This is a genomic window from Rhizobium laguerreae, assembly GCF_002008165.1.
GTDB lineage: Bacteria > Pseudomonadota > Alphaproteobacteria > Rhizobiales > Rhizobiaceae > Rhizobium > Rhizobium laguerreae.
In genome coordinates this window covers 93554-112167 of the sequence record NZ_MRDM01000020.1, presented here as the reverse complement: position 1 = coordinate 112167, position 18614 = coordinate 93554, and the positions used below count along the sequence as shown (strand labels likewise).

Below are 18614 nucleotides of genomic sequence, written 5' to 3'. Positions count from 1 at the left end.
ATCGCCCTCCTTTCGGGTTTCAGACTGAGCCTCAATCGTCGTCGGAGGACGAATTTGACGAGGAATTGGAGGAAGAATTCGAGTTCGAATTGCTCGAAGAGTTCGATGAACTGTTCGAGTTGGAGTTGCTCGACGAATTGGAGCTGCTGTTTGAGCTCGAATTCGAGTTGGAATTCGAGTTGGAATTCGAGTTGGAATTCCGGGAGGAGTTCGACGAACTGTTGGAGTTGCGGTTCGAACTCCAGCTGCTGCGCCGGTCATCGTCCCGGTCGCGGTTATAGCGGGCGTGGCTCGCCTTGTTGCTTTGCGTCATCTTCTGCAAAAGGCGTGTGACCGGGTCATCGGCGATGGCGGGCGCGGGTGCCGCGGCACCGACCACCAGGAACGCGCTCAGGATTGCGATGAACTTCTTCATGACGTTTCTCCTTTGAGTGACAGCCTCCTTGGCTGCGAGGGAGAAACGGCGGCGAGGGATGTTTATTCCTCAAAAAACACAAATATTTTCAATAGGATAATTTGAATCCGCAACACACGCGGAAGCACCGCCGCTGCGATGGGCAGCGACGGCGAACCGGAAATCCGTGTCAAAAAACTATCGCTGCGCGCGAGCGAAGCGGCGGTACCAGCCGTCCGATGCGAGTGTCTTGCGCAGGATCGTCTTGCGAACGGTGCCTTCCTCCGGGTTTTCCGTGCGGATGTCGGCGTCGAGGTCGGATGCGTCGCGGCGGAATGGAATGACCTGGACAATCGGTGTGCCGCGCTCCAGCATATGCAGGCCGTCCTCACCGGTGGCGAAGAACGGGAAGTGGATTTCCGACTGGTACGTGTCGGTATCCACGACCCCGGCAACGACCTCGAAGACGCCATTCGGTCGATTGAGCGGCGGCACGAACAGGCAGCTCCAGCCGGGCGGCGTACGGATGGTCCAATAATTGTGGAACTTGCACGGCGGCAGCGGCTCGCGCGGATTGCCGGCAACCTGATGGCTGGCATGGTTGCTGACGAGCGTGCGGTCGAAATCCCAACCGCAATCGACCGTTTTGCCATTGTCGGAGATTTCCATGCGTACGCTTGCCGCCAGCCCGATCACCCAGCCCGTCGCCATCGCGTCGAGGAAGGGCATGCAACGCTTCACGGTCAAGCCGCTGTTGTTGGATGAGACATGCGCCTCATCGACGGCAGGCAGCCTGCGGAACCAGTCGGGCAGCGCCGTCTTGGCGCGCACGGGAGCGGGGATAACCCCCTCGTCCTCCTTGCGGCAGAGAAATGTCAATCCGGGCTGCGGTTTATTCAAAAAGGCCATTGTCATCGCGGTTCTCCCGTCAATCGATGCGGGATGAACGGCGCCCGGAAGGACTTATTCCCGATGATGGCAAATATTCATTCAGGGGCCAGAACCTCTCGTTCCTCCTCAGGCGAAAGTGGTGCCCCAGCCTGGATCGAGGCCAGATAGGCGTCGATCGTCTCCTGTGACGAGGCAGGGACGTATCCGTCGGCTTTCGCAGATGTTAGTGCGAGCCGCGTCGCCCAGACGCCGTTCTGCCGGCAAGCGACGGTGAGGGTGCTGCTTTTCGGTTGCTTCAGCTCATATTCGCGGCAGAGTTCGCCGCGTTCATCGCGGAATGAGGCGACGACATGCAGCACGGTTTCCGGGGAAGACAGCGTCACGTCCCGGCCAGACACCTCGCGGTCGAGGACAGCGGCGATCTCTGCGCCGGAATTCGATGCAGACGGGTTTATGCGGCCCAGCGTAAAACCGACAACGCCGGTCACGATCGCCACAAGACTTGCCGCGACCGGCACGAGCCAGCGCCGCATCGTCTGCTGCTGTTGTTTTGGACGGAAGGAAACGACGTTATCCTGCGGCTTTTGGTGCCGTACCTCATCCGCCATCCTGTGGACCGAAGCAAGCAACGCCTCAGGCACCGGCTCGTCGATCAGGGGTTTCAGCGCGTCACCCACCAACTGGCGGCTGTCGAGGAAGACGGCGAGGCGTTCGCAGAGCGCCTCGTTGCTAGCAAGTGCCTCTTCCAGCGCGCGGCTTTGCGTCTCGTCCAGTTCGCCATCGGCAAATGCCATCAATGTTTCATCGTCAAAATCTTTCTTGCTCATAGAACGCCGCCTTTCGAATCGGGCGAACGTCTCTCGTCAAAACTTATTCCCGTCAGCTCCATCAGATTTTTCCGTGCGCGGGCAAGCCTGCTCATCACCGTGCCGATCGGGATAGCGAGAACCTCGGCGGCATCGCGGTAACTGAACTCCTCAACGCAGACAAGCACCAGCACTTCACGCTGTTCGGCCGGCAGCTTTTGGAGGGCGGCGGTCACTTCGAGCAGATCCATGCGCGCAAGCGATGCAGCCTCGCCGGAGGGAATCGACACATCGCGCGCATCCTCCAGATCTCCTTGGGGGCCGGCCGTTTTCTGGCGGCGCAGGTGGTCGATCCACAAATTGCGCAGAATGCGGAACATCCAGGCATCGAACCGGCTGCCGGGTACAAAGCTATCGGCTGCGAGGATAGCGCGCTCGCAGGCCATCTGTACAAGGTCGTCTGCCAATTCCCGGGAACGGCACAGCGAGATCGCAAAACGCCTGAGGTTCGGCAGGAAGGCAACCAGCCGTTCGGGTACTGTCTGCGTGTCGTTGGTCATTTCGCTTTTTCGCACGCGAGGGAATAAGCTGTCGAGTCAAACGTATTCTCGGGATAGTTTGATCGAAAGTGGCTTCTCGATCTGAGAATCCAATCGGAAACTGCCGCAGGAGACCGACCATGCTGCTTACAGTCAAGATTAAGTCGTTGCGCCTCCTCGCTGCTGCAACTATCGGCGGGGTACTTACTCTTCTGCCCCTGCCGTTGGGTGACGCCGGGTTCACCATGCCCGCTGCGCTTGCCGATGACGATGATGGAGATGACGACGACGGCGGCAGTGGTGGTGGTGGCGGCGATAACGGCCGCGGTGGAGACCGTGACAATCCCGCATACCATCGGGGCGGAGGCGGCTTCCATGATCTGCGCTCGCTCTTTCGCTGGCCATCCCACGAGCGTCGTACACCCATGCGCCGCGCAGCCTCGACGCCGGAACAGGCGCAAAACGAGCTCGTCGCGATTGGTCTTGAAGAAGACGCGATTGCCGGATTGACCCAGGAGGGCTTTGCCGTTGAGGATCGCATCCAGGTTTCGCTCATCGGCAGCGAAATGGTGAGGCTCATCGTGCCGGCAGGCACGACGCTCGATTCGGCGCGCGCTGCCGTCGTGGCCCGCAGTGCGACGGCCGTGGTCGATCTCAACCATTTCTACCAGCCGCAATCGGAGAACAAGGCAGGCTGCTCGGGGGAAGGGTGCGCACTCGTCCGCGAGATCGTCGGGTGGCCGACCAGTGAGATCACCCGATGTGCCAAGCCGCCCCGCATCGGTCTCATCGACACGGCGATCAATATCGATCATGTGACCCTGACGAATACGCGGTTGGAGGTCATCCGCCTCAGCGAAGGGGAGGCGACAAAATCGGGCGCGCAGCATGGTACTGCCGTTGCTGCCCTTTTGATCGGTGCATCGGACAGCCGCGTCCCCGGGCTCCTGCCTGGAGCGGAACTCATCGCCGTCGATGCCTTTCAGCGCTCTGGAAAATCTGCGGATATCGCCAACATTTACGACCTCGTGCGGGCGCTGGATATGCTCGTTCAGCGCGACGTCAAGGTCGTCAACCTGAGCTTGACCGGCCCGGCGAACGCGGTGCTCGAAAAATCCGTGAAAGCAGCGACTGAAAGCAGGATGATCCTGGTGGCCGCCGCCGGCAATGATGGCCCGAACGCAAAGCCTGTTTACCCTGCGGCCTATGACGAAGTGATTGCCGTGACGGCAGTTGACAAGGGGCGCAACCCTTATCGCCGTGCCGTGCGTGGCGATTATATTGACATTGCCGCTCCTGGCGTGGGGGTCTGGACTGCGGCGTCCATCTCCGGCGCCCGACAAAAAACCGGCACATCCTTCGCTGCGCCCTTCATCACGGCGGCGGTCTCGGTGCTGATTGCTGGCGATCCTGATATGTCGCACGAAAGTCTGGAGGCAAAGATAAGGCAATTTACCGACGACATTGGGAAGCCAGGGAAAGACCCGGTGTTCGGGTGGGGGCTTCTAAACGCAAGCAGGCTTTGTGAAAGCATAAGCGACACTAAGCCATCGGCGTTGTGACCCAGCTGCCGCTTCACGATCTGGTGACGAACGATTATGGTTAACAGAGTGTAACGGAAATAAAGGCCGAAATAGTTTCTGGTTGGCAGCTTCCGGCTTTCGGATCAGAGGGTTAGGGCCGAGAAAATTTTGAGAGACGGAAGAGCCCCGCAGGCAATAATCGACCAAGCCGATTCATGGAAAAAACACTACATCCCAGCAGTTGACGCGAAAAGCTTTTTGACGATACGGCAGGCGACGGCGCGAATGGCGATGGTCGGGCGATGGGGGCGGAAGAGCTGCGGAGCATGGGTTTGAAACGGGCGATGGATTTTTTCTTGGCTTTGATTGCGGTGGCGATCCTGCTCGTTCCAATCCTTGTCGTCGCTCTTTGTGTTCGCTTTACCTCGCCCGGACCGGTCCTCTATTGGTCAAAACGTGTCGGCCGTTTCAATCAGATCTTCCTGATGCCGAAATTTCGCAGCATGCGCATCGACACACCGACGGTTGCCACGCATCTGCTCGAAAATCCGGATCGCTTTCTGACACCCATCGGCTCGTTTCTGCGCAAATCCAGCCTCGACGAACTGCCACAGCTCTGGTGCATTCTCGAGGGGAAGATGAGTTTCGTCGGACCGCGGCCGGCACTCTACAATCAATATGATCTGATAGAGTTGCGGACGGCCCATGGTGTCGACAAGCTCCTGCCCGGACTGACGGGATGGGCACAGATCAATGGCCGGGACGAATTGCCGATTCCGGAGAAGGTAAAATTCGATGTCGAATATCTCGAACGCCGCTCGTTCGGCTTCGACATAAGCATCCTGTTTATGACGGCCGAGAAGGTCATTCGCCGTAAGGGAATAAGGCATTAAGCTACCTACTTCTGATAGATAAGCGGTGCGGGAGACCTTACTTTCCGATTATTTCAGTTGCGCTCGTTGCAGAAAATGACAAGAAGGTGGTTGTCTGATTGATCCGCGAGACGCTGGTAAGCAATGCCCGAAAATACCCCCACTGAGACGCCGCGCTCAGGATGGTTCTTAATGCCGATGCAAGCGCTCGTCGCCCCTCTGCTGGCGATGCCGCGGGTTGCCAAACGCGCTCTGGCCTTGCTGCTGGATTCCAGCTTTTGTGTTCTGACGATCTGGCTGGCCTATTGTTTCCGCCTGAACGAATGGACGGTGCTGACAGGTGTGCAGTGGCTGCCGGTCTTCGTTTCACTGTGCATGGCCCTTCCCATCTTCATCGTCATGGGCATGTATCGGGCGATCTTCCGTTATGCCAACATGGCTGCTTTCATTACTGTTCTGAAGGCGATTGCGATCTACGGCGTCGCCTTCATGACGATATTTACAGCACTCAGCGTCCCCGGTGTTCCGAGAACCGTCGGCATCCTCCAGCCCTTCCTTCTGTTGATTGCGATCGGGCTGTCGAGGTTGAGTATCCGCTACTGGCTCGGGGATGCCTACCAGCGCATCCTTCACAAGAATATGCTCGCCAAGGTGCTGATCTATGGGGCAGGGACGGCCGGGCGGCAACTGGCCGGTGCCTTGATCAACAGTGCCGAACTCAATGTCGTCGGCTATCTGGATGATGATCCGCGTCTCAAGGGCGGCGTCATGGGTGGTTTGCCGATCTACGACCCCTCGGATCTTCCAGTGCTTGCCGAATCTCTCGGCGTGCACAACGTGCTTCTTGCTCTTCCCTCCGCATCGCGGCAGCGTCGCAACGAAATCCTGGAGCACATCCGTAAAGCCAGGGTCAATGTTCGCACCTTGCCGGATCTCACTGCCCTGGCTCAGGGACGCATCGCCGTCTCCGACATCCGAGAGCTGGAAATCGAAGATCTGCTGGGAAGAGAAGCGGTCGCGCCGCGCCAGGAGCTACTCGACAAGTCGATGCGCAACAAGGTGGTGATGGTCACCGGCGCTGGCGGCTCGATCGGCGGCGAGTTATGCCGTCAGATATTGCGCACCGGGCCTTCCAGCCTGATCCTCATCGATCAGAATGAGTTTGCGCTTTATAATATCCATGCCGAATTGCAGAAGCTCGCCGAACTGTACAAGCATGAAAATATGCAGATCGTTCCGATTCTGTGTTCCGTCCGCGATCAGGATCGCATGGAACATGTCATGCAGAGCTGGCGACCTCAGACGCTCTATCATGCAGCCGCTTACAAGCATGTTCCCCTTGTCGAACACAATGCCGTGGAAGGCATCAAGAACAATGTGATGGGTACGCTGGTCGCGGCACGCGCGGCGAATAAATGCGGCGTCTCGAATTTCGTGCTGATCAGCACAGACAAAGCCGTACGTCCGACAAATGTAATGGGCGCCAGCAAGAGGCTGGCGGAAATGGTTCTGCAGGCGCTTGCGGCGGAATCGGCTATCGACAAAATGCGAACGAATTTCTCCATGGTCCGTTTCGGAAACGTCCTCGGCTCCTCCGGATCCGTCGTGCCGCTTTTCCGGCAGCAGATCAAGGAGGGCGGCCCGGTGACACTGACACATCCTGATATAACCCGCTATTTCATGACCATTTCGGAGGCTTCTCAACTCGTCATACAGGCCGGCGCGATGGCCGAGGGCGGAGATGTCTTCCTGCTCGACATGGGAGAGCCGGTTCGCATCGCAGATCTCGCCCGCAAGATGGTGGAGCTTTCCGGGCTGGCCGTCCGCGACGAAGACAATCCCGAAGGCGATATCGAGCTGTCCGTTACCGGTCTTCGGCCCGGCGAGAAGCTCTTTGAAGAACTGTTGATCGGGGACAACCCTGAAACAACCGAACATCCTCGGATTATGAAGGCGCGTGAGGATTTCCTGTCCTGGCCGGAGCTGTCGCGAAGGCTCAACACGCTCAACGCGGCATTGGACCGGAACGATATGATCGCTGCACGTGCGACATTGGCGGAGCTTGTTTCCGGCTATTCCTCAACAGGTGAGGTCTCGGATCTGGCTTTCACCGGCGCCGAGCCAATACGGCTGCCTCAGACAATTCAAAGCACGCTGTAAGGTCTGCAGGCTCAAGGCGTGCCCGACGTCAGTTCCGAACGACGGGCGCAAAACACGTGCTGCCCCGATCCGCACAAATAAGGGCGACCATGTAGGCGAAGATCGGATCCAAAGCTTTCTGATTGAACATGATGCCAAAGCTGCCTGTTATGACGTAGCTGCTAACGAGCAGAAGAGCGAGCGCAATCGCTAAATCCCGGCCCGGTCCTGGTTCTTTTCTCCACGCGCCGATCACGGGCGTCAGCAGCATCAGCGAAAGCGCTGCAATGCCGAAAACGCCGGCGTCGATTCCCGCGGTCAGAAAGCCGTTATGGACATGCGAGTAAGGCAACTGCGGCCTTATATTATCGGGAAGCTCTGCCAAAACCGAACTCATTCGGTTCTGCGGGCCATAACCTGTCAACGGGTCCTTACTGATTGCTGATAGTGCGCCTTTGTACAAGGCGAACCGGGCACTCAGCGACGTGATCTCGCCGTCGGTGCGTTCGAGCGACGTCAGATTTTCCTGAAGCGCCTGGATGCGATGGAGGATCTGGCCGCTGCCCAGGGTGAGAAGTCCCACCAACAGCAGAGAGCTGGTAATAGCCAGGCTGCGCAAACTCAGATGGAAGCTGTGTTTGCGAAAATACCAGAGAAAGATGACGATATGGATGGGAATGACCAGCCAGGCCGAGCGCGTTCCGGAAAGCAGAACGCAGCCTAGACCCGCGGCATATCCCAATATCGCAATTCTTTGCTCCACGCTTCTGGGAGATTGAATGTTGAGAAGCGCAATGCCGCCGAACAGAATACCTATCACGCCGAGGAGTGCAGCGTTGGACGTTCCAGCCTCTGCTCTCTCCATCAGAAACATGATCTGCAGGAGACTGAAAAGAAAGGTGACAATCATGCCGATGCCTGCGCCGAGGATAAAGAGCGGCACGAGACGGCCATCGGGAGATTGGCGCATTCGCGGCAATATCAGCCAGATGGAAAAGAAAGGCAGGAGCCGGAATATCCAGTCCGGTACTTCGGAGTAAGGCGGATTGATGAAGATGCTGGCAATCATCACCAGCGGATAGATCGACATGAAAATGGCAACGAGCCGGTCGGATTTCGACAGGTTCAAGGCGAGGCTGCCCGTCGCCAGACAGTAGACGCCCCACACCATCGACGCGAGGAGGATGAAGGAGTTAAAGTTCGGCGAAAGCCCTGGAAGGATTGCAAAGAGAAAGACGGCAATGCGGTTGTTTCGGTCGAGTGCGCTTCCGGCCTCGTCCCCCGGATAAAGCACTGCCATCTTGAGTTGTCTAAAATAATTCACTTTGCCGGTCCTGACCGTGTCGATGCTGCCTCGCTAAGGATCGTCATCACAGCTGTCAAGCTGTGATAACGGTGCAATCTATGGCTTTATTCGACGTGGTATTCCGGCAACAGGCATCCGGACAGACGTAGTTCTTTTCGATGATGGGTGGCAAGTGCGTGCGACGGTAAGGCCAGCTTGAACAGAAAACACGTCTGAGGTGCGAGCTTGATGTGACGGTGTAGCAAGCAGCCCGACGGGGCGCTCCGAGAAAAGAGAAGGCGGCGCCATCGGGATCGGCATGGCTAGTCGAAGAACCGATGCATGCGCCTCGTTGAAGTGACGCGGCTGCCGCTATCGCCAATATGGGCGTGTCGAACCTTCCGCCGACGATCGACCAAGGAGATAGCCAAGCCCGAATGCGACAATGCCGGTGGTGAGCAGCAATGCGCTTGCGGTATGCGGGTGCTCTCTGGCACCCAAGGCGACGGCATAAGCCTCACGTTTCATCTCTTTGGCTGCCGACTTCGCGACCTTGGTCAATCCCTCCGGCTGCTCAGCGGGCGTTCCGGTGAATCCGGCGTTCAAGTTCTGTTTGTCGGTCATGTCGGGCACCTTTCTGAATGGCAAGAGGTCTGAGATTGGCGCGAGGCGGAAGTTCAATCCTGCTCGCGTGTGCCGGGGGAGGCTTCGCGTTGATCGGCGTCCTCGAGATCGGTCTTGACGAGGAAGGCATCCGTATGTTCGCGCGAGGCCTCTCGCAATGCTGCGAGGTTTGGAGGATTGTCGGCTTCGCCCTGCTGCGCATCGAGTTCATGCTCGGCCAGGGTCCAGTGATGCCCGTGCTTGCCTTCCGGCCTGCCTTCTTTCTCCCACAGGGAATATGCCCTTCCTCGGATCTCCTCCTCGCGGCTGGCTGCCGGCGACCCGCCGCTCGGCCTGTCGATTTGGTTTGCGGCTCGCCGAACCATCTTCCGTCCGCCAGCGTCCGCGGCGGGTGGAGTTTTCGGCCGGCCGCCGTCAGTCGTATTTTCGTTTGTCTTGCGTGGTGCTGGCTTTTTCATGAGGGCCTCCTTGCGGATCTCAACCAACTTGGCCGATCTAAGTTCCAAACAAAGAGTGCCTCGGCGTAGAGATCAGCTTTTCATTTCCGCGAGGTCTATGCCGTTCACCAGCGCTTGCGCACTGTAATTGCCGTTCCATGTTTTTGCCTCCGCCCGGGGGTCGACTTGCTCAATTCGCGAAGCGTCGAACCTCGAGCAGTATGTCTTGGCACGGCGATAAAACTGATATACTAGTATGCCACGAGGTTTCAGCGTCCCGGTATACCCCATGCAGCAAGCATCAGAAACCGAAGTTTTGGTCGTCCCGACGTCGCGGGAGGCCGGGGGCAGGCTACGCCGTATCACCACGGCCGGCGCCATCTACGATCGCCTCTATGCCGACATCGTGTCGCTGCGGATGCCGCCCGGCATGCTGCTGCAGGAAAAGCGGATCGCCGATGATTTCGGCGTCAGCCGCACGCCGGTACGCGAGGCGCTGCTCCGGCTTTCCGAAGGCGGACTGGTCGATATCTACCCGCAGTCGGGCACCCTCGTGTCGCGGGTGGCGGTCTCGGCGATCCCTGAGGCGGTCGTCGTGCGCAAGGCGCTCGAAGGCGCGACCGTCGAGGCTGCGGCTCTGACCGCGACGGCCACCGATATCGCCCGTCTCGACGCCATCATAGCCCGCCAGCAGGCCCATGCCGCGACCGGCAATGCTTCGAGCTTCCATGAGGAGGACGAGGCCTTTCATGAGGCGATCACGCAGATATCGGGTTATCCCGGCATCTGGGCAATCCTGAAAACGGTCAAGGTGCAGATCGACCGGGCACGGCGCCTGACGTTGCCGGTCCTTGGGCGCATGGATAATGTGGTGCAGGAACACATGATCATCCGCGATGCACTGGCCGCCCATGATGCGGCGGTTGCACGAAGCGCGATGACCCATCACTTAAGCGCCGTCATTCCCGATGTCGACGAGTTGCGCGCGCGTTACCCCGATTATTTCTGCTGACAGCAGGCCAGAACACGAAACGAAAAGCGAGAGGGAAGGAAGAAGGATGCGACAGGGTTGGAGATGGTTCGGGCCGGAAGCGCCGGTGACGCTGGATGATGTCCGCCAGACGGGCGCGACGAATATCGTCTCTTCGCTGCATCAGGTGCCGATCGGCAGGGCCTGGACGGAGAAGGAAGTGCGCGAACGGCAAGCTCTGATCGAGACGACGCCCGGCGACCGTTCCCCGCTCGTCTGGTCGGTGGTCGAGAGCATCCCGATCCCCGACGCCGTCAAGCGCAAGGGCGGGGAGGCGAAGGCCGAAATCGAGGCGTGGATCGCCAGCCTAGAAGCGGTCGCCGCCTGCGGTATTCCGATCGTCTGCTATAATTTTATGCCGGTGGTGGACTGGACTCGCACCGAACTCGATTTCGTGACGCCGACCGGCGCCACCGCCATGCGCTTCGACCATGAACGCTTCGCAGCCTTCGATCTCTTCATTCTGGAGCGGCCGGATGCGGCGCAGCACTATTCCAGCGAAGACCGCGAACGGGCGCGTATCGTCTTCGAGGCGATGACGGACGACGAGATCGCCGACATCACCCGCATCATCACTTCGGCTCTGCCGGGTTCGACCACCGAACCTCTGACCATTCCGGCCTTCCGGGAAAAGCTCGTCGCCTATAGTGGCATCGATGCCGCGAGGCTGCGCCGGCACCTGGTCGAATTCCTGGAGGCGGTGACGCCGGCTGCCGAAGCGCGCGGCGTCAAGCTGACGCTGCATCCAGACGATCCGCCGCGTTCGCTGTTCGGCCTGCCGCGCATCGCCTCGACGGCGGACGACTATGCCGCTCTCTTCGATGCGGTGCCGTCGGCGGCGAACGGCATGTGTTACTGCACCGGCAGCCTCGGTGTGCGCGCCGAAAACGACCTGCCGGCGATCGCCCGACGCTTCGCCTCGCGCATCCACTTCGCCCATCTGCGCGCCACGACGCGCGAGGGTGACGGCCGGACATTCCATGAAAGCGCGCATCTGGAAGGCGACGTCGATATGGTCGCCGTTCTCAGCGAACTGGTCGCGGAAGACCGCCGCCGCAGTCCCGAAGACACCATCGTGTTCCGATCGGACCATGGCCATCGCATGCTCGACGACCTCGACAAGGTCGTCACACCAGGCTACCCGGCCATCGGCCGCATGCGCGGCCTCGCCGAACTGCGCGGCATCCTGCATGCGCTGGGCGCTCCGCCAAACTGACGGTATCGTCGAAGGGTATCGGGTAAGGAGAGATGGCAAGACGCTGCCACACACCTCTTCTCCCCAGCAGGGAGAAGGTGCCGGCAGGCGGTTGAGGGGGCCGCGCGGCACGTCGCTCAATATTGCCCTTCGCTTGCGCTCTGTGCATTCGCTCCCAGTGTCGCTCACCCGGCCGCGATGAAGTCCGCACCCGTCTCGACCAATTGACAGCCTACTTCGTCCAGCATGGGTCTCCGACCATGCCGTCGCAGCCCAGAAGGCCGTCGTGGCGCTTGGCCAGATCGTCAAACGCCAGGCTCTGATCCTCGGTTTGCCGATACATTCGCCGACATCGGCGTGGTTCTCGCCATTGGAGCCGTCGCCCTGCTGCTCACCCTAAAACCGCAGGCCGGTGGTGGCGCCGGCGCTCATTGAAACAGCGGCACTCGCCCGGCTTCCCGGCGAGCGCTTTCTGCCTGTCCCTATTCCGGAATTTTGACCGTGAAGGCGAAGCTCGCCACCGCACCCGGCGCTAGGATCGTGGTCGACGGCCTCTCCGACAGCTCGCTCGACCCTCCAGCTTCCGCAGCCGTCCCATGCCAGGGCTCGATGCAGAGGAAGGGCGCACTCGGCTTGGTCCACAGCGCAAGGTTGGGCAGGTTTTCGAAATGGAACTGCATGACCGGCCCGCCTTCGGCGCCGTAACTCAAGCTTTCGCCCGCACCATCAGGGAAAATCATCGCATCCTGCTCGAACATGGCGTGATCGAGCACCAGCCGGCCGGCATCGAACGGCGAGGGCAGGGGCGCGGGGTTGATGAGACCGCCTTCCAGCCGCACAAGACCCGGCTCGCCTTTATTGTCGAGCGTCACGACATGGTCGCGCCCGGAAGCATCTGGCAATGGCCAGGCGAAGGCCGAATGGAATCCGAGGCCGAAGGGCATCGCCTTCCGGCCGCGATTGGTGACCTCCGCCGTGACAGTCAGCACACGGCCCTCGACCGCATGCACCACGGCCAGCTGAAAATCGAAAGGATACACCGACCGCGTCGCATCCGAGGCGACCAGTTCGAACCGGCACATCGTCTCAGTGGAGGCCGCAAGCACGAATTCGCTGCGGCGGGCAAACCCATGCTGGGCCATCGGATAGACCGTGCCGCCGATCGCTACCTTGTCATCAGGCGCCTTGCCGACGATCGGAAACAGGATCGGCGACCGCCCGGTCCAGAAGGCTGCGTCGCCGGTCCATAACCACGAGCGTCCGTCGCTTGAGCTCAGCGCCTGCATCTCGGCGCCGAGAGAGGAGACATCGACGGTGAGATCCTCATTCCCGATCCGGATGGAGATTGGCATCGCGTTTCCTTTCGCATTGGTTCGGCACCAAGCCATACCGTTCCGCACGGGGGATTTCCACCCAATAGAGGGCGGGACGGCAGCCACACCATCCGCCGCCCTCGTTATTTCCTGATCGCGCCCAATCTCGCGATCACTTCGTTCGGGATGCCGTAGCGCTGGATGGCGTCGCGGTTGTTCCGCAAGCCGCAAATCTCACGCTGGATGAAGAACGCCCAGACGGCGTCGGAGGCTTCGTTGAGAAGCCTCTCGTGGTCTTCGCCGCTCTGGTGGTCGGCAGTCCAGGTCCTCAGGGCGGCAAGGGCTGCCTCCACCTTTAGCCCGTGACGTCCGAGCGGTTCCGCGCGTTCCGACATCAACTCGTATTCGAGGACGTTGAAGCCGTTTCTATCCTGCTCGGATTGTCTGAAGGATTGCGGCGGACGAACGCTCATTGGCACAGGTCTCCGTTGGCGTGAGCCGCGATATTATCCAATCCTGTTGCAAATTAAAGAAGGTGAGCATGATGTGGTTCGAAAACCACTCAGGCTTTTCGGCATCATATTCTTGATCGACGGGGTGGGAAACGGGGCTATCCTGCGGTTTCTCCGCATGGCATAAGCGCGCCAAAATCTCTTTTTCCAGGCGCCGCGTAAATCATGATCCGTATCGAAAATATCAGCAAGCAGCTCAGCCACCGCATCCTCTTCATCGAGGCTTCCGCAGCGCTCAACAGAGGCGAGAAGATCGGTCTCGTCGGCCCGAACGGCGCCGGCAAGACGACCGTTTTCCGGATGATCAACGGCGAGGAGCAGCCCGACGAGGGGCAGGTCTCCTGCGAGAAGGGCGTCACCATCGGCTATTTCAACCAGGACGTCGGCGAGATGGCCGGCCACAGCGCCGTCGCCGAGGTGATGAACGGCGCTGGGCCGGTCAGCATCGTTGCTGCGGAGTTGCGCGAGCTCGAAGCCGCCATGGCCGATCCCGAGCAGGCCGACGACATGGACAAGATCATAGAGCGCTATGGCGAGGTGCAGGCGCGCTACGAGGAGCTGGACGGTTACGCGCTCGAGGGACGCGCCCGCGAAGTGCTCGCGGGCCTGAGCTTCAGCCAGGAGATGATGGACGGCGATGTCGGCGCGCTGTCGGGCGGCTGGAAGATGCGCGTAGCGCTTGCCCGCATCCTGCTCATGCGCCCGGATGTCATGCTGCTCGACGAGCCAAGCAACCACCTGGATCTGGAAAGCCTGATCTGGCTGGAAGAGTTCCTGAAGGGGTATGAGGGCGCGCTGCTGATGACTTCGCACGATCGCGAGTTCATGAACCGCATCGTCACCAAGATCATCGAGATCGACGGCGGCACGCTGACGGCCTATTCCGGCGACTATGAATTCTACGAGCAGCAGCGGGCGCAGAACGAGAAACAGCAGCAGGCCCAGTTCGAACGCCAGCAGGCGATGCTCGCCAAGGAAATCAAGTTCATCGAACGGTTCAAGGCGCGTGCCTCGCATGCCTCGCAGGTGCAGAGCCGCGTCAAGAAGCTGGAGAAGATCGACCGGGTGGAGCCGCCCAAGCGCCGTCAGGCGGTCTCCTTCGACTTCCAGCCGGCGCCGCGTTCCGGCGAGGACGTAGTCAGCCTGAAGAACGTTCACAAGAAATACGGCAGTCGAAGCATTTATGAAGGGCTGGATTTCATGGTGCGGCGCCGGGAACGCTGGTGCATCATGGGTATCAACGGCGCCGGGAAATCGACGCTGTTGAAATTGGTGACGGGCACGGCCGAGCCTGACGAAGGCAGCGTCGCTCTCGGCGCCAGCGTCAAGATGGGCTATTTCGCCCAGCACGCCATGGATATTCTCGACGGCGAGCACACCGTCTTCCAATCGTTGGAACACCGGTTTCCCCAGGCAGGGCAGGGGCCTTTGCGTGCGCTAGCCGGATGTTTCGGCTTCTCCGGCGACGATATCGAAAAGCGGTGTCGGGTGCTGTCAGGCGGTGAGAAGGCGCGGCTGGTCATGGCAATGATGCTGTTCGACCCGCCGAACCTGCTCGTGCTCGACGAGCCGACGAACCACCTCGACCTCGACACCAAGGAAATGCTGATCAAGGCGCTGTCGCAATATGAGGGTACGATGCTGTTCGTGTCGCACGACCGGCATTTCCTGGCTGCACTCTCCAACCGGGTGCTGGAGCTGACGCCCGACGGCATCCATCAATATGGCGGCGGCTATACCGAATATGTGGCGCGCACCGGTCAGGAGGCGCCCGGCCTGCGAAGCTGACGATTATTTTGCCCGGCATGTCGAAACCGTCAGTGTCGAAACGACCAGTGAAGAGCCGGCTAGCGACATCGATTGGCCGCTCGGGGCAACGGAGGAGAAAACGCACCGCGGCCTTTGCGGATCCATCGGCCATGTTTGGGAAGTCGCGCAGGAATTGCGCTAGACGGCTGCCGCGCGTCTGAAATCGGCTCCAAATTTTAGGGGTTGCGACACGCGGTTCGATCGGTTGCGGACGGATTCGACGGTTGTCGCCACGATGATGACCAAATTCCGTGGTGTTCGGAGGCCTCTTCATGCAATCGGGGACGGGCGCATCGGCATGGACTGGATCAATCGTTATATCGATCAGCCGCTACTGCACGGCGCGGCGGGTTTGCTGCGGAGTTGGCATCTCCGCACGCGGCAACCGCCGGAGCTGCTGGAGCCGACGTGGAATCTCGTTGTGCTCTCCTTTCTCCTGATCGCGAGCGGGCAGGTCATGGCCGGCGAGACTTTCACGCTCAGTGTTGCCGCGCTGGTCATGCTGGCGCTGCCGTCCGCGCGAAAGCTGCTTTCGGCTGTGAAGGCAGGGCAAGGCGGTTACGGCGCCCGGGAATACAAGTCGCTGAGAGCGCGCGCCATCGCCAAACGTGAGGCGGAGTGGTCGGTGCGGATCATCGTCCTCTTCGCATCGGCCTGCCTTCCGTTCATCGCCCGCATCGACGATCCGGTGGGAGCCTATTTCATGCTGGGAGCCAGCATCTGGTTCGTCCTGACCGGGCCGCTCAAGGCCTATCTCGACGCGGCCGAACCTCCCGAGCCGAATGAAGGCGATCGGATGTACAGCGGCGTCTTTCACGTCGGCTGAATGAAGCTGATGCGACGTTGCATGTCCCGGCCATCAGACGGACGGGAACCAAATGGGGCGGCCCCCGTTATCTCCGCAGCAACGTACAAGGAGATTGCGATGCTTTACTACGCTCTGGTATTTCTCGTCGTGGCCTTGATTGCCGGCGTCCTCGGATTTGGCGGCATCGCAGGGGCGTCAGCTTCCATTGCCCAGGTTCTGTTCTTCATTTTCCTGGTGCTGTTCGTCGTATCGCTCGTCATGCGACTGATGCGAAAAGTATAACGCGACCATATTAAAGTATAAAAACCCGGCGAAACATCCGCCGGGTTTTCCTTTATTACCACATTTGGTTTGACGTCTCCGTCACTGAAGGTTTCCGTCCCGGTCGTGGTCGGCTGTCGCGAAATCCGCCATCACCCGCTGCATGAATTCGCTTCGGCTAATGCGGCCGTTGTTGTTCGCGTCGGTCAAAGTGAATTGCTCGACTGTCAGGATCTGCACCGTCTCGTCGGACTGCAGGCTGCCGTCCTTGTTCTTGTCGAGACTTCCGAAAGCCGTGCCCATGAAGGTCTCGTATTCCGATCGCTCGACGGTCTTGCTGGTATTTGCGTCAAGCCGATCCATCTGGCCCTGATACATCGATCCGGGCTGTTGCTGTTGTTGAGCCGCTGCCCCAACGCATTGGCACAGTATGAATGTGGTCACCAAAACCAAGGTCTTCATCGCTTGATATCCCTCCCCAATTAGCGGCAAGCCAGACGGTTGCCGACGTAACCGCCGCCGCCGATGCCGGCACCGACAGCAAGCACCTGCCCGGTTCCGGCGCCGATCGTGCTGCCGATCAATCCGCCGACAATCGCGCCGCCGACGGTTCCGGCGATGCAGCCGAATTCGGAATTACGATCCGAGACGGCTTGCGACGTCGGGCCGGACTGGCAGGCGGAGACGGCAAGGCATCCCGCCAGTATGATGTTTGTCCTGCGTATGCGCATCTTTCCCTCCCGATAAATTGCCCGTTATCTCCAATAGAGATCGGCGGGCGTACGATTGTCCGGCCCCCGCGAAAATATCGCCTGATTATATTTCTCAAATTCAGACTTAGTTGCTGTTCGAACAGAAGCAGAATTCCGGAAAACAAGCAGAAAATCTGCGGCAATGCCAAGCAATCATGCCGTTTCCTCTCCAGTTTCAGTGCTGGATGGAGAGTATCTTCAAACAGTACAGCTATCTATACGACATGGCAACCTGCGCGATCATCCATCGACTGTCCAATAGGACGCCTGCGATGTGGCATGATACCGCTCGTCGTGAGTTGACGGCGATCAGGATCGTGCCTTTCCGGCAACCATCCCTGACAAGATCGTGAAATAAACGGATGACGCGAAAAGGTGCCTTCGAAATGTCCCAATGGGAGCTGAACCGTAAGCGTGTTTGTCGCTTGCGCCCCCAGGCGCTTTGACATGCGATGCGTAAATGATGCCGGTTCGGGATCGTTTTGCGGTTCCGTCCGTTATCTGTTGCCGAATCTGGTGGCGAGTAGCCGGGTATGCTCCCGTCACGATTTGAGAAGGAGAGACTTATGAACAAAATTCTTGCGACGGCGTTTGCCGCGGTATCGTTGACGTTTGTCGGCGCTGGGGCGGTCAATGCCGCCGATCTAGGCACCAGGACATATGAAGAGCCGGACCTGCGCAATGGCGTGAAGATCGGTTACCTCACCTGCGATATCGGCGGCGGCACGGGTTACGTGCTCGGTTCCTCCAAAGAGGCCGACTGCATCTTCCAGTCGACCGTCGGCAACGAACTTTCGGATCGTTATACCGGTGAAATGAGAAAGCTCGGCATCGACCTTGGCTTCACCACGCGCAGCCGCCTGATCTGGGCCGTGTTCGCGCCGACGGCCGGCTATCACCGCGGATCGCTCGCCGGCCTCTATGTCGGTGCCACCGCCGAAGCCACGCTCGGCGCCGGTGTCGGCGCCAATCTCCTGGTTGGTGGCACCTCCGGTTCGATCCATCTGCAGACGGTCAGCCTGACCGGTCAGCTCGGCCTCAACGTTGCGGCCGGCAGCGCCTCGATGACGCTCACACCAGCGAATTGATATGGCCTTTTGACGTCCCCTGCCGCGTCGCGGCAGGGGAGGCCATCTCGTCTGAGGCGCGATTTCGCACCCTCGCATGCCCAAGCAGGATCACGACATAATGATATTCGAACGGCAACGCCCGACGAGGGCGAGGTCCTGGTGGGGCATTGTCTGAAGATCTGGGATAGCTACGGCACGCCGCCGTAGCACTACAGAGGGCGTAGCGTTGGTTTCCCATCAAACTACGTTATTGGAGAACAAATAAAGAAAGACACTTAGGAACCGTCGTCAGATAGCCAAATTCTCAGTTTGCCGACTGACCTGAAGCCCAGCTTTGTCATCTCGTCTAGCGCT

General features: G+C 59.6%; 20 protein-coding genes and 2 pseudogenes. 12 read left to right on the top strand and 10 right to left on the bottom strand.

What is annotated here, in order from left to right:
* Positions 1–65 precede the first annotated feature (65 nt).
* A complete protein-coding gene (locus BS630_RS36755) occupies positions 66–281 on the top strand; it encodes a hypothetical protein (protein WP_131641781.1) in 216 nt (71 codons plus the stop codon).
* Positions 282–592: 311 nt separating this feature from the next.
* Here the strand turns inward: BS630_RS36755 and BS630_RS26425 are convergent, their stop codons facing one another.
* The 3 genes from BS630_RS26425 to BS630_RS26415 form a co-directional block, all read right to left on the bottom strand.
* Positions 593–1309 (bottom strand): DUF6065 family protein, encoded by a 717-nt coding sequence (locus tag BS630_RS26425; RefSeq protein ID WP_077979748.1) that lies wholly within the window; start codon positions 1307–1309, stop codon positions 593–595.
* Positions 1310–1380: 71 nt separating this feature from the next.
* Complete coding sequence (locus tag BS630_RS26420) at positions 1381–2112, bottom strand: anti-sigma factor family protein (RefSeq protein WP_077979747.1); 732 nt, start codon at positions 2110–2112, stop codon at positions 1381–1383.
* A complete protein-coding gene (locus tag BS630_RS26415; RefSeq protein WP_077979746.1) occupies positions 2109–2651 on the bottom strand; it encodes an RNA polymerase sigma factor in 543 nt (180 codons plus the stop codon). The genes BS630_RS26420 and BS630_RS26415 overlap by 4 nt, the downstream gene beginning before the upstream one ends.
* Positions 2652–2770: 119 nt before the next feature.
* Here BS630_RS26415 and BS630_RS26405 point away from each other — a divergent pair, with 119 nt between their 5' ends.
* From BS630_RS26405 to BS630_RS26395, 3 genes are all read left to right on the top strand, one after another.
* The gene (locus BS630_RS26405) at positions 2771–4192 is read left to right on the top strand and encodes a S8 family serine peptidase (protein WP_245310503.1); all 1422 of its coding nucleotides are present in this window, start codon (positions 2771–2773) and stop codon (positions 4190–4192) included.
* A 287-nt stretch (positions 4193–4479) separates the two neighbouring features.
* Positions 4480–5046, top strand: a complete 567-nt coding sequence (locus BS630_RS26400) for a sugar transferase (RefSeq protein ID WP_077979743.1) — start codon at positions 4480–4482, stop codon at positions 5044–5046.
* A 123-nt stretch (positions 5047–5169) separates the two neighbouring features.
* Positions 5170–7185 carry a polysaccharide biosynthesis protein gene (locus tag BS630_RS26395; protein ID WP_077979742.1) on the top strand — a complete coding sequence of 672 codons (2016 nt, stop codon included), beginning with the start codon at positions 5170–5172 and terminating at the stop codon, positions 7183–7185.
* Between the two features lie 28 nt (positions 7186–7213).
* Here BS630_RS26395 and BS630_RS26390 read toward each other — a convergent pair whose 3' ends face one another.
* The 3 genes from BS630_RS26390 to BS630_RS26380 form a co-directional block, all read right to left on the bottom strand.
* Positions 7214–8488 carry an O-antigen ligase family protein gene (locus tag BS630_RS26390; protein WP_077979741.1) on the bottom strand — a complete coding sequence of 425 codons (1275 nt, stop codon included), beginning with the start codon at positions 8486–8488 and terminating at the stop codon, positions 7214–7216.
* Between the two features lie 333 nt (positions 8489–8821).
* Positions 8822–9073: a hypothetical protein gene (locus BS630_RS26385; RefSeq protein WP_025398493.1), complete on the bottom strand. Its 252-nt coding sequence runs from the start codon at positions 9071–9073 to the stop codon at positions 8822–8824.
* A 53-nt stretch (positions 9074–9126) separates the two neighbouring features.
* On the bottom strand, positions 9127–9531 hold the full coding sequence (locus tag BS630_RS26380; RefSeq protein ID WP_025398492.1) for a DUF2934 domain-containing protein: 405 nt from the start codon (positions 9529–9531) through the stop codon (positions 9127–9129).
* A 268-nt stretch (positions 9532–9799) separates the two neighbouring features.
* Here BS630_RS26380 and BS630_RS26370 point away from each other — a divergent pair, with 268 nt between their 5' ends.
* From BS630_RS26370 to BS630_RS26360, 3 genes and pseudogenes are all read left to right on the top strand, one after another.
* The gene (locus tag BS630_RS26370) at positions 9800–10522 is read left to right on the top strand and encodes a GntR family transcriptional regulator (RefSeq protein ID WP_077979739.1); all 723 of its coding nucleotides are present in this window, start codon (positions 9800–9802) and stop codon (positions 10520–10522) included.
* Between the two features lie 46 nt (positions 10523–10568).
* Positions 10569–11756 (top strand): mannonate dehydratase, encoded by a 1188-nt coding sequence (uxuA, locus tag BS630_RS26365; RefSeq protein WP_077979738.1) that lies wholly within the window; start codon positions 10569–10571, stop codon positions 11754–11756.
* Between the two features lie 173 nt (positions 11757–11929).
* A pseudogene (locus BS630_RS26360) lies at positions 11930–12170 on the top strand (EmrB/QacA family drug resistance transporter); the annotation flags it as partial.
* Between the two features lie 47 nt (positions 12171–12217).
* On the opposite strand, the gene BS630_RS26355 reads toward BS630_RS26360, so the two are convergent.
* Together BS630_RS26355 and BS630_RS26350 are read right to left on the bottom strand one after the other, a co-directional pair.
* Complete coding sequence (locus BS630_RS26355) at positions 12218–13087, bottom strand: aldose 1-epimerase family protein (protein ID WP_077979737.1); 870 nt, start codon at positions 13085–13087, stop codon at positions 12218–12220.
* A gap of 104 nt (positions 13088–13191) precedes the next feature.
* Positions 13192–13521 carry a DUF6665 family protein gene (locus BS630_RS26350; protein ID WP_077979736.1) on the bottom strand — a complete coding sequence of 110 codons (330 nt, stop codon included), beginning with the start codon at positions 13519–13521 and terminating at the stop codon, positions 13192–13194.
* A gap of 204 nt (positions 13522–13725) precedes the next feature.
* On the opposite strand from BS630_RS26350, the gene BS630_RS26345 reads away from it, so the two are divergent.
* The 3 genes from BS630_RS26345 (at position 13726) to BS630_RS26330 (ending at position 16459) form a co-directional block, all read left to right on the top strand.
* Positions 13726–15348: an ABC-F family ATP-binding cassette domain-containing protein gene (locus tag BS630_RS26345; RefSeq protein WP_077979735.1), complete on the top strand. Its 1623-nt coding sequence runs from the start codon at positions 13726–13728 to the stop codon at positions 15346–15348.
* Positions 15349–15604: 256 nt separating this feature from the next.
* On the top strand, positions 15605–16195 hold the full coding sequence (locus BS630_RS26335) for a hypothetical protein (protein WP_027667052.1): 591 nt from the start codon (positions 15605–15607) through the stop codon (positions 16193–16195).
* Positions 16196–16294: 99 nt separating this feature from the next.
* A complete protein-coding gene (locus BS630_RS26330; protein WP_003549551.1) occupies positions 16295–16459 on the top strand; it encodes a DUF1328 domain-containing protein in 165 nt (54 codons plus the stop codon).
* Positions 16460–16540: 81 nt separating this feature from the next.
* On the opposite strand, the gene BS630_RS26325 is transcribed toward BS630_RS26330, so the two are convergent.
* Together BS630_RS26325 and BS630_RS26320 are read right to left on the bottom strand one after the other, a co-directional pair.
* Positions 16541–16900 (bottom strand): EF-hand domain-containing protein, encoded by a 360-nt coding sequence (locus tag BS630_RS26325; RefSeq protein ID WP_027667051.1) that lies wholly within the window; start codon positions 16898–16900, stop codon positions 16541–16543.
* 20 nt (positions 16901–16920) lie between these two features.
* Complete coding sequence (locus tag BS630_RS26320) at positions 16921–17169, bottom strand: glycine zipper 2TM domain-containing protein (RefSeq protein WP_003552191.1); 249 nt, start codon at positions 17167–17169, stop codon at positions 16921–16923.
* Between the two features lie 587 nt (positions 17170–17756).
* Here BS630_RS26320 and BS630_RS26310 point away from each other — a divergent pair.
* Both BS630_RS26310 and BS630_RS38180 read left to right on the top strand, forming a co-directional pair.
* Positions 17757–18278, top strand: a complete 522-nt coding sequence (locus BS630_RS26310; RefSeq protein ID WP_017957594.1) for a DUF992 domain-containing protein — start codon at positions 17757–17759, stop codon at positions 18276–18278.
* A 105-nt stretch (positions 18279–18383) separates the two neighbouring features.
* Positions 18384–18464, top strand: a pseudogene (locus tag BS630_RS38180) (GNAT family N-acetyltransferase); the annotation flags it as partial.
* Between the last annotated feature and the right edge of the window lie 150 nt (positions 18465–18614).

Bases quoted from the DNA above. Each gene is read 5' to 3' on its own strand.
- BS630_RS26350 (WP_077979736.1), bottom strand. From the start codon at position 13,521: ATGAGCGTTCGTCCGCCGCAATCCTTCAGACAATCCGAGCAGGATAGA.
- BS630_RS26420 (WP_077979747.1), bottom strand. From the start codon at position 2,112: ATGAGCAAGAAAGATTTTGACGATGAAACATTGATGGCATTTGCCGAT.
- BS630_RS26425 (WP_077979748.1), bottom strand. From the start codon at position 1,309: ATGACAATGGCCTTTTTGAATAAACCGCAGCCCGGATTGACATTTCTC.
- BS630_RS26320 (WP_003552191.1), bottom strand. From the start codon at position 17,169: ATGCGCATACGCAGGACAAACATCATACTGGCGGGATGCCTTGCCGTC.
- BS630_RS26335 (WP_027667052.1), top strand. From the start codon at position 15,605: ATGATGACCAAATTCCGTGGTGTTCGGAGGCCTCTTCATGCAATCGGG.
- BS630_RS26330 (WP_003549551.1), top strand. From the start codon at position 16,295: ATGCTTTACTACGCTCTGGTATTTCTCGTCGTGGCCTTGATTGCCGGC.
- BS630_RS26380 (WP_025398492.1), bottom strand. From the start codon at position 9,531: ATGAAAAAGCCAGCACCACGCAAGACAAACGAAAATACGACTGACGGC.
- BS630_RS26415 (WP_077979746.1), bottom strand. From the start codon at position 2,651: ATGACCAACGACACGCAGACAGTACCCGAACGGCTGGTTGCCTTCCTG.
- uxuA (WP_077979738.1), top strand. From the start codon at position 10,569: ATGCGACAGGGTTGGAGATGGTTCGGGCCGGAAGCGCCGGTGACGCTG.
- BS630_RS26395 (WP_077979742.1), top strand. From the start codon at position 5,170: ATGCCCGAAAATACCCCCACTGAGACGCCGCGCTCAGGATGGTTCTTA.
- BS630_RS26355 (WP_077979737.1), bottom strand. From the start codon at position 13,087: ATGCCAATCTCCATCCGGATCGGGAATGAGGATCTCACCGTCGATGTC.
- BS630_RS26400 (WP_077979743.1), top strand. From the start codon at position 4,480: ATGGGTTTGAAACGGGCGATGGATTTTTTCTTGGCTTTGATTGCGGTG.
- BS630_RS26385 (WP_025398493.1), bottom strand. From the start codon at position 9,073: ATGACCGACAAACAGAACTTGAACGCCGGATTCACCGGAACGCCCGCT.
- BS630_RS26370 (WP_077979739.1), top strand. From the start codon at position 9,800: ATGCAGCAAGCATCAGAAACCGAAGTTTTGGTCGTCCCGACGTCGCGG.
- BS630_RS26325 (WP_027667051.1), bottom strand. From the start codon at position 16,900: ATGAAGACCTTGGTTTTGGTGACCACATTCATACTGTGCCAATGCGTT.
- BS630_RS26345 (WP_077979735.1), top strand. From the start codon at position 13,726: ATGATCCGTATCGAAAATATCAGCAAGCAGCTCAGCCACCGCATCCTC.
- BS630_RS26405 (WP_245310503.1), top strand. From the start codon at position 2,771: ATGCTGCTTACAGTCAAGATTAAGTCGTTGCGCCTCCTCGCTGCTGCA.
- BS630_RS26310 (WP_017957594.1), top strand. From the start codon at position 17,757: ATGAACAAAATTCTTGCGACGGCGTTTGCCGCGGTATCGTTGACGTTT.